A 9181-nucleotide genomic window follows, 5' to 3' on the forward strand; every position below is an offset into this window, starting at 1 on the left:
AAGGCAAGATGATAATGCATTAGGAAAGCTGGCTAAAGACTTTAAAGAAGCCAATCCCCAAGAAATTCAGTCTGATGTTTTATCTCATAGAGTAGCCTCATTAAAGGAAGGTAAATTAGATAAGGAAGGAGAAAAGAAGATGAATGTTTTATTAGAAAAGTATAGAAAAAAAGCAGTAGAGGAAGGTATAGAGAAAGGTATGGAGAAGGGACAAAATCGTCTGGCTCTCTTGGTTGGTCGACTTCTGGAAGCAGGACAGATGGATGATCTTAAGAGAGTTTCTTACGATGAAGATTATCGGGAAAAGCTTCTGAAGGAGTTTGGGCTTTAAACTACCTTCTCATGAATTTATTCTCGAAAAACATCGGTGATTTTTCGTTTCCTTTATTTCAATACGGTAAGGCAAGATGATAATGCATTAGGAAAGCTGGCTAAAGACTTTAAAGAAGCCAATCCTAAGGAAATTCAATCTGAAATTTTGTCTCATAGAGTAGCCTCATTAAAGGAAGGTAAACTAGATAGGGAAGGAGAAAAGAAGATGAATGTTTTATTAGAGAAGTATAGAAAAAAAGCAGTGGAGGAGGGTATGGAGAAGGGACAAAATCGTCTGGCTCTCTTGGTTGGACGTCTACTGGAAGAAGGACAGATGGATGATCTTAAGAGGGTTTCTTACGATGAAGATTATCGGGCAAAGCTTTTGAAAGAGTTTGGGCTTTAAACGTTTACAAACTTTCGTTGAATAAAGTTTGTAAACGTGACTTGAAAAAGATATATAAATCTTTAGCTTTGATTAATAGGCAACAAAAATTCTACAATGTAATCATTCGATTGCATTTGCATTTTAAATCCTATAATATAGAGATTAGTAAATTCTAATTTCTATGGAGGTAAAATCATGGCTAGTACATTAGTGCAGTTTCGAACAGAGGATACAGAAAAACTAAAATCAATACAAATCTTAGATAAGTTAGGACTTTCTCTACCTGCATATCTTCGAATGTGTATGGCTAGACTTAATCAAGAAAATGGAATTCCTTTCAGTATGAACATCAGTCCTGAAAACAATCCCGGCATTAATGCCCTGAAAAAAGCCAGCAAAATTGCTGAAGAATACGGTATCTCCGATATGACTCTTGAAGAAATTAACGCAGAAATTGCTGAGGCAAGAAAATTCCCCAAATAAATCCTATGTTGTTACACCGCGTCAAATGCTTGACATTATCTTAAAAGACGTTGATCTATAACCTTCTTTCTGGCATTTAATCAATGGCTAAACAATGGCTTATCAATGCGTACTTTCCTAGCTGATAAAAGTGTTAATTCGTGCTATACTACCCACAGAATATTTATTTTGTGGGGAAGAAAATGGAGTATCAGGATCAGAAACAGCATATTGAATTAATTGCTATGGGTGCTTCTACAGGAGGAACCGAGGCGTTGCTTGCCGTATTAAAGGAATTACCGGGAAATCTGCCGCCCATCGTCATTACCCAGCACATGCCCCCCGTTTTTACGGGAATGTATGCAGAGCGTTTGAATCGTCTTTGTGCCATGGAAGTGCGGGAAGCAAAAGATGGCGACGAGCTCTATTCGGGACTTTGTCTTATTGCTCCCGGAGGGCTGCAAATGCGGGTTCATAAGGATATTTTAGGAGCCAGAGTTTCCTGCACCGAAGAAGAGAAGGTTTCAGGGCATTGTCCTTCCGTAGATGTACTCTTCCATTCCGTTGCAGAGCAATATGAGGCTTCCGCCATCGGCATTTTACTGACGGGCATGGGAAAGGATGGCGCCAAGGGACTTTTGGCTATGCATGAACAAGGTGCTTATACACTGGGACAGGATGAAAAAAGTTCTGTGGTCTATGGAATGCCCATGGAAGCCTACAAGCTGGGGGCTGTAAGCCAGCAGGGAAATCTGGAACAGATTCCACAGTACCTATTACAAAGACTACGTTTCAACTAATACCGATTAGTAGACGTTTCAAGAGAGTTTTGGCATCAGCCTTATAAGATGGCTCTATCATCAGCCTTACAGAATTTCACGGTGATATTTCTCTGTAGAATTCTACAGCGGAATCAAATCACAATCTCCCCTCCATTTTGTTTGTTAAATATTAATATTTTCTATCATAAAAGAACAGGCTTTCTCTTTATAGCCTGTTCTTTTTTTGCCGATACATAAGTATAGAATGTTCCTCCTGAACCGGGAGGCCATGATTTTTTTGGAAATTTTTAGGATGATTTGTATATATTTAGGGAGATACCATGGGGTTCATCGGAACAGGATTAAGTAAATTAGGGGCAGCCAGTGCCCAGCAGCTTGGAATCGCAGCAGCCGCTTCTCTTTCCGTAATGGCAGTCAGCTTTTCCGCCATTGCCTATCAGGGTTATGTAACGGAAAAAAAGCAGGAGCAGGCACATAAGAAAAGCACTCTTACCGCTGAAAGCCGTTTTCAAGAGGTTTTTTATAACGGAAATTATGAGCAGGCACCTGCCGTATTGGGAGAAAATGAAATTGCCGGTACAGTAAGTGACAGAGAAGGTAGTGGAGACAGAGCATTACCCGCTGAAGGAAGCGCTGACGATACCAATACCTCCGGCGGTCAGGGCGGTTCCGGTTCTACTGCATTTTCTGCCAATGCAGACGAAAGCAGTTCTGCAGAAGCAACTACGGCAAATGCAGAAAGCACAGGCGCCACAGAGGCTGAATCTGCAACAGAAGAAAGTACAGAAACCATTACGGAAATTGTTGACGGACAGAATAAAAAAACGGTAAAGAACAATGTGCAGGAAAGTGTTGCTCCTGCTCAGGAAGCAAGCTCTGAAAATGTAGAAAATGCTTCTGAAGCAGCAAATGCCGCAAAGCCTGTGGCAGATTTAAACACTCCGGAAACCGTGGAGGAATCTGCGGCGGACGTCAGCAATGTTGGCGGACTTCCCGTAAAGTCCGATTCTTTTTCCCAGTTTTACGGAAGTTCCACCTTTAACGATTACAATGTTTTCTTAGATACTGCTATGGGTCCAATGACCTACTATAACCAGCATGACAGCCATTGGGCAAAATATCTTTACGGCGGACAGGACTCTATCAGTAAATACGGCTGTGGACCAACTACCGTAGCAATGATTGTTTCTTCCTTCGGAAATGTAAATGGAAGCATCACCCCGAAGGAAATGGCGGAATGGTCTTCTCATTATAAGTTCTATGCGCCTCAAAGCGGTTCTTATCATGATTATATCCCCTCTGCCCTCTCCGCCTTTGATTTAATGGTGGATTCGGTACAGGAAAGAACCCCGGCAAAGGTAGCTGAACTTTTAAACAGCGGACATATTCTGGTCGCATTGATGGGTAAGGGCGCATTAACCAATGGCGGACATTTTGTTATTATTACAAAGCAGAATCCAAACGGCACCGTATCTATCGCAGATCCCAACAGCTATAAAAAAACCCAGCAGGATTGGGATCCGGCACAGCTGATGAGGGAATTAAAGAAGAACTATGACGGCGGCGGTCCACTTTGGGCCGTAAGCAGTCCGAAAAATTACGGAAGATAAATAAGATAGCGCACGCCATGCGAATAATACTTGTTAAAGATATGATGGCGCAGTTCGCACACAATATTCATTAAGAATAGGTCTGAAATCGGGGCATAGGAAGATTATCCCTGATTTCAGACCTATTTTTTTTTTTAGAATAATATCTTTACTTCCTCTTTATACATATTCAAAGTCTTCTGCTGCCTTAAACCAGCTCTTTCTTCCTCCATGGAAGATAAAGGCTAAGATGGCAATGACCAGATATGCTATCGCGAATTGGGAGCTTGGATAAAAGCCAAGGGAGGCACTGTGAATAAATCCAAAGCAGGAAAGGACAAAACCTACGAGAGCCGTAATGGCCACCTTATCCAGTCTCTTGTCGATGACAAAGGTTACCATGGTTCCCAAGAGAATTCCTATAATGATGGCTCCGGACTTGGTTGCCGGCACGCCGTTCCACATCACACCGGCATCTTTAATCATTTGAGTAATCCCCGCATCATACTCGTTAAATCCGGAGGCCTGCATCGCGGTTTGCAGGTTGGCAAGGCTTAGAGCTCCCGTAATCTGGGTATACATATAGTCGGCAACGGGAGGCACCATGGCTACCGCAATCGCCGCATAATGCTTTTTATCATTGTCCTTAAAGGCCTGAGCCACCATGACCACTGCGCACCAAAGGAAGGTGATGGCACAAACTGCCGGAGGCACCACACTGTTGAGGAAGGTAAAGAGTCCGAAGATTCCTGCTGCCCCTAGAATCGCTCCGGAAATTACAGAATAGCCTATACCGGCCTCAGACTTCTTAAGTCCTGCATGTCCCAGCCAAACCGTATTGGGAATCACGCCTCCGCAAAGAGCGGAAAGCATGGTGCAAATGCCGTCTGCAAACTGGGCTTCCCGCACATTGTAATTATCTCCTGCCGCATTAGAGGCCTCCACATTATCCAAGGTCTCAATAAAGTTATAAATCTCCACCGGAATAATAATGGTTAAATACGGCGCCACAATGGCAAAGCCGTTAATCAGGTGCTCAATACTGTTGATTGGATTAGGAATATAGAAGCCTATTCCGCTAAAATCCGGTTGAATTCTGCCAAGACAAAGGGCATAGATGATTCCTCCCACAATCGCTATCACAAGTGGAGGAATCTGCTTCGGGAACATATAGCCCCCAAATAAGCCCAGCGCCGCCACAAAGAGGACAGGAAGACCTATCATCGGATCTCCTAAAATGTCAAATACCCCCTGGGTTGCCATCCAGATAAAGCCGATGCCCGCAACCGTACCCAAAAGAGCCGCTCTTGGAATTCTCTTCTTTAACCAAGGGCCGATAATGCCGCCGCAGAACTCTACAAATCCGCCGATAAAACAAGCTGCCACTCCTGCAGACCAGGCCATTTCCGGGTCTCCCAATGCATAGTGCAAAGGCATAATTACGCCATAAAGAAAAACAAACATGGCCGGAGTGGAAACTCCTGAGGGAAGGGCAGTCACATCCGCTCTCCCCTCCTTTTGAGATAATCTCCTTGCCATAAAGGCATAATAAAAGCATCCCAGCATAAGACCTATAGACATTCCCGGAATAACTGCACCGAATACGATTTTATCCGGCCATTTCAACACGCCTGACAGTGTTGCAATAACAATGAGATAGTTCACGATATTATTGGTAACCAGGTAAGTAATTCCGCCAATATCCCCTCTTCTAAACCATGGTACCAAAGCCTGATTTTTGTCCATTTCTTTCTCCCATTATCTAAATTTACTCAGTTCCACAAGATTTGCCAATATTTCACTTGACTTATAAAGACACACGGAAAAGAATCTACTCCGCTTCAATCGGAATAAAGGAAAATGTTGTCACATCAAAGAGCCCCATATCGGTAAGCTTAATCTCCGGAATTACTGCAAGAGACATAAAGGTCAAGGTCATCACCGGCTCTACCGTGTCATTTACTCCAAGCTCCTCATGGGCAAGCTTATGAATAGCTGAGAGCTTTTTGTCTACCCACTCTCCGCTTTGATCACTCATAAGCCCTGCGATAGGCATAGGCATACTTTCAATCACTTTGCCGTCCTTAACAAGAATAATGCCGCCTTCCTGTTCTTCCAGCGCTTTGATGGCAAATGCCATATCTTCATCATTTGCCCCCACGGCAATAATATTGTGAGAATCATGAGCAATACTTACCGCAATAGCCCCCTGTTTAATACCGTATCCGGCAAGAAGTCCGTTGGCAACATTTCCTAAAGCATGATGCCTTTCCGCAACACTTACCTTCACAATATCCACTTCCGGATTTCTCACGAAATTTCCGGCAGAATCAAGGTCTACAGTGGCTGTTGCCTTCTTCGTAACCACGCCACCGGGCAGAACCTGAATAAGATTTACCTTTTTGCTCTTCAGCTTTAACTTCAGCTTCTCCTTGGAGAAGTCGGCAATGTGTACACTGCCTTTTACGGTATCTATAGAATGCTTCTTCATTGCAGGAAGATACTTTCCATGCTCTGCGCAAAGCTCACCCTGAATCCATACCTTTTGAACCCGGAAATCCTTAAGATTGTCAAAGAGCACGATATCCGCTCTATAACCGGGAGCAATGGCTCCTCTATCTTTGATTCCAAAGCATTCACAGGCATTGATGGTAGCCATTCGTATAGCTTCCACTGCATCAATCCCGGCTTCCACACACATCCTGAGGTGATTGTCCAGATGTCCCTCATGTAAAATCGTCTTAGGCTGTCTATCATCGGAGCAAAGAATACAACGTCTCGTATTCTGTGAAGTAACTCCCTTAACCAGCCTTTCCAAGTCCTTGCAGGCAGAACCGTCCCGCAGCATCACATACATACCGCAGGCAATCTTATTCTGCATATCTTCTACGGAAGCACACTCATGGTCAGCCACAATTCTCGTTGCCGCATAAGCATTCAGAGCCTTTCCCGAAACGCCGGGGGCATGACCGTCCACAGGTTTTCCCGTTTCCTTGGAGAGCATAAGCTTATCCAGATCTCCTTCCGAAGCAGCTATCACGCCCGGAAAATCCATGAATTCTCCGATACCCAGAATATCCTCCGAATCAATGAATTCTCGCATTTTCTCCGCATCGATCACTGCACCGGAGTGCTCAAATACTGTAGCCGGAACACAGGAGGGAAGCATATACCGGATATCCAACTTTGTATTCTTGGCTGCATCAATCATATATTGAAGACCGGTTAGCCCACATACATTCACAATCTCATGCGGGTCTGCAATAATGGTGGTTCCCCCATGAGGAACCAGTAATCTCCCCAGCTCTTCCGGAGAAAGATAAGATGACTCTACATGGATATGGCTGTCAATAAATCCGGGAGCCGCATAGGCTCCTGCTCCATCCACTACTTCCTGCGCTTCATAATCTCCTACTCCCGCAATCATGCCATCAGTAATGGCTATGTTTCCTCCCGTGATTTCTCCGGAAAAAACATTGATAATCTTACAGTTTTTAATCAAAAGATCCGCCGGTATTCTTCCGGCAGCAACATCAATCAAATTCTTTAGGCGTTGTTTTTTCATACTTCCAACCTTTCCAAGCATATCTATCCGGATATTTCAGTCTATTCGGTACCTCTCTGACTATTTCAGCCTATTCCGGTGCCTCCATCTGACTATTTCAGCCCATTCAGGTGCCTCTATCTGACTATTTCAACACTTCCAAAATAGGATCAAAGCATTTTAGATTGACATAATCCACAGGTCCCGCATCTGTAATTGCATAATCCGGAATCGCTGTAATGGGCAGGAAGAACATATACATCATGGGATCCGGCAGGTCTGAGCCTAAATCTCTGACCGCCTTATCGATAAGCTTTTCACGGGCTGCCACTTCCTCCGGTTCAAGATCTGTCACAATTCCGCCCACAGGAAGGGGAAGAAACTCCTTGATTTCTCCATCACAAACCACTACCTGTCCGCCTCCCTGCTCAATTAAGTAGTTTGCTGCAATAGACATATCCTCGGCATTTGCCCCCATAACCACCAGATTATTGTCATCGGGAGCCGCAGAGGAAGCCATAGCACCTTTCTTTAGTTTCCAGCCTGAAGCAAAGGCAAGGGCTTTGTTGCCATTTTTTCCAAAACGTTCCAGAACCGATACCATAAGCACATCCTGCACGGTATCCGGCTGAACGACGCCTTCCTTAACCTCCAGCACCACATCTCTTCTTTTCCTGACGAAGGGTCCCTTAACATCCATGGAAAGAACCTTCACTTTGCCGGATTCTATCGGTGCCTTATATTCAAAGTCTTCTTTAGTGGTCAGCTTGCACTTTAATTTTCCCTTCAAGATCGGGCTTCTCTCCGGAGCCTTCAGCGCATAGCTTAGCTTGTGGTTCTTTGCCACCATTTTACCGTTGGTCATGACTTCCTCGATATTAAAGTTCTCCAAGGAATCCACAAAAAGAATATCCGCAATTCTTCCCGGGCAAATGGAGCCTACCAGATGGTCGATTCGATAAGCCTCCGCACTGTTGATAGTCGCCATCTGAATAGCAGTCATAGGCGCAACTCCGGCCTTCATAGCCAGTCTTACCACATTGTCCAAATGTCCTTTATTTAAAACATCCGTAGCCGTAACATCATCCGTACAGAAGCTGACTCTTCTGGCAAAATAGGGATTTACCTCTGTAACCGCCTTGATATTTTCCGCAAGGAAATGGGTTACAGAGGACTCACGAATCAGCATATGCATGCCCTTACGCATCTTCTCCACCACTTCCTCATGGTCATAGCTTTCGTGGTCCAGACGTACTCCGCCGCAAAGATAGCCGTTTAAATCATTGCCACGAGCCATAGGAGCACAGCCAAAAACAGGAAGTCGATTATTGTAGGCTGTCGCAATAGCACCTAAGGTATTCTCATCCTCTTCCTGCACAAACTCACGAACGGTTTCCCATACTCCGTAACACTCCTCCCACTTCTGTACTTCCTTATGGGTATCCTTTGTAAAATTATAGCTCACCGTAGATTCCGGAATGGTGTAAGGAGTCTTAAAAGGAGCTCCCCAGAAAACCTTCAGGGGGCTCTTCTTCACTTCCGCCAATACTTCCCGCAGGCCTTCCAAGCCGGAAACTGAGATATACTCATCAAGACCGGAAACCATACTGGTGGTTCCTCTTGGTACAACAGCCTTGGCATAGCTGGTAATGCTTAATTTGCTGCACTCGCTATGGATATGACCGTCAATCATGCCGGGAACAAGAAAACGACCTTTGGCATCAATGATTTCCGTATCCTTTCCAATGTAGGCGCTCACATCTCCCACCGCCGCAATCATCTCATTATAGATGGCTATATCCGCCGGATAGATTTCCGCAGACATTACATTAACCAGCTGGCCGCCCTTGATTACCTTGTGAGCAGGTACCAGACCTCTACCGGCTTTCACTCTTTCCTTTAATCGTTCCACTGTCATTTCCATGCTGAACCTTCCTTTCGTCCCTTCCAATGGCTGATATTTTATTTTCAATAATTGGCGATTATAGCACTATTGTACAAAGTTAAAAAGCAAAATTATTTTCATTTTATGCCATATAACCAGAATATTTTTTAGGTTGTAAACAATTACCAAGATAGTTAGCTCGAGGCATTTAGGGATGTT

At 44.2% G+C, this 9181-nt stretch carries 7 protein-coding genes and 1 pseudogene; 5 read left to right on the top strand and 3 right to left on the bottom strand.

The genetic code is table 11. The annotated features are described in order from the left end of the window. From RYL27_RS09370 to RYL27_RS09390, 5 genes and pseudogenes are all read left to right on the top strand, one after another. A pseudogene (locus RYL27_RS09370) lies at window positions 1-331 on the top strand (hypothetical protein); the annotation flags it as partial. Between the two features lie 207 nt (window positions 332-538). Beyond that, entirely contained in the window at window positions 539-718 is a 180-nt protein-coding gene (locus tag RYL27_RS09375) for a hypothetical protein (protein ID WP_314966790.1), read from the top strand. Between the two features lie 177 nt (window positions 719-895). Next, entirely contained in the window at window positions 896-1183 is a 288-nt protein-coding gene (locus RYL27_RS09380) for a type II toxin-antitoxin system RelB/DinJ family antitoxin (RefSeq protein ID WP_314966791.1), read from the top strand. A gap of 182 nt (window positions 1184-1365) precedes the next feature. Continuing rightward, complete coding sequence (locus RYL27_RS09385) at window positions 1366-1962, top strand: CheB methylesterase domain-containing protein (protein WP_304069750.1); 597 nt, start codon at window positions 1366-1368, stop codon at window positions 1960-1962. A gap of 302 nt (window positions 1963-2264) precedes the next feature. Beyond that, window positions 2265-3554, top strand: a complete 1290-nt coding sequence (locus RYL27_RS09390) for a C39 family peptidase (RefSeq protein WP_314966793.1) — start codon at window positions 2265-2267, stop codon at window positions 3552-3554. A gap of 159 nt (window positions 3555-3713) precedes the next feature. Here RYL27_RS09390 and RYL27_RS09395 read toward each other — a convergent pair whose 3' ends face one another. The 3 genes from RYL27_RS09395 to RYL27_RS09405 all read right to left on the bottom strand — a co-directional run bounded on the left by RYL27_RS09395 (window position 3714) and on the right by RYL27_RS09405 (window position 9001). Next, window positions 3714-5279 carry a xanthine/uracil/vitamin C permease gene (locus tag RYL27_RS09395; protein WP_314966795.1) on the bottom strand — a complete coding sequence of 522 codons (1566 nt, stop codon included), beginning with the start codon at window positions 5277-5279 and terminating at the stop codon, window positions 3714-3716. 85 nt (window positions 5280-5364) lie between these two features. Beyond that, window positions 5365-7098 carry an adenine deaminase gene (ade, locus tag RYL27_RS09400; RefSeq protein ID WP_314966797.1) on the bottom strand — a complete coding sequence of 578 codons (1734 nt, stop codon included), beginning with the start codon at window positions 7096-7098 and terminating at the stop codon, window positions 5365-5367. 124 nt (window positions 7099-7222) lie between these two features. Continuing rightward, a complete protein-coding gene (locus tag RYL27_RS09405) occupies window positions 7223-9001 on the bottom strand; it encodes an adenine deaminase (protein ID WP_314966799.1) in 1779 nt (592 codons plus the stop codon). Window positions 9002-9181: the final 180 nt, after the last annotated feature.

Origin of the sequence: Oribacterium sinus (assembly GCF_963537195.1) — a bacterium.
GTDB lineage: Bacteria > Bacillota > Clostridia > Lachnospirales > Lachnospiraceae > Oribacterium > Oribacterium sinus_A.

Coding starts and splice junctions, on each gene's coding strand:
- RYL27_RS09395 (WP_314966795.1), bottom strand. CDS start 5,279: ATGGACAAAAATCAGGCTTTGGTACCATGGTTTAGAAGAGGGGATATT.
- ade (WP_314966797.1), bottom strand. CDS start 7,098: ATGAAAAAACAACGCCTAAAGAATTTGATTGATGTTGCTGCCGGAAGA.
- RYL27_RS09405 (WP_314966799.1), bottom strand. CDS start 9,001: ATGGAAATGACAGTGGAACGATTAAAGGAAAGAGTGAAAGCCGGTAGA.
- RYL27_RS09375 (WP_314966790.1), top strand. CDS start 539: ATGAATGTTTTATTAGAGAAGTATAGAAAAAAAGCAGTGGAGGAGGGT.
- RYL27_RS09385 (WP_304069750.1), top strand. CDS start 1,366: ATGGAGTATCAGGATCAGAAACAGCATATTGAATTAATTGCTATGGGT.
- RYL27_RS09380 (WP_314966791.1), top strand. CDS start 896: ATGGCTAGTACATTAGTGCAGTTTCGAACAGAGGATACAGAAAAACTA.
- RYL27_RS09390 (WP_314966793.1), top strand. CDS start 2,265: ATGGGGTTCATCGGAACAGGATTAAGTAAATTAGGGGCAGCCAGTGCC.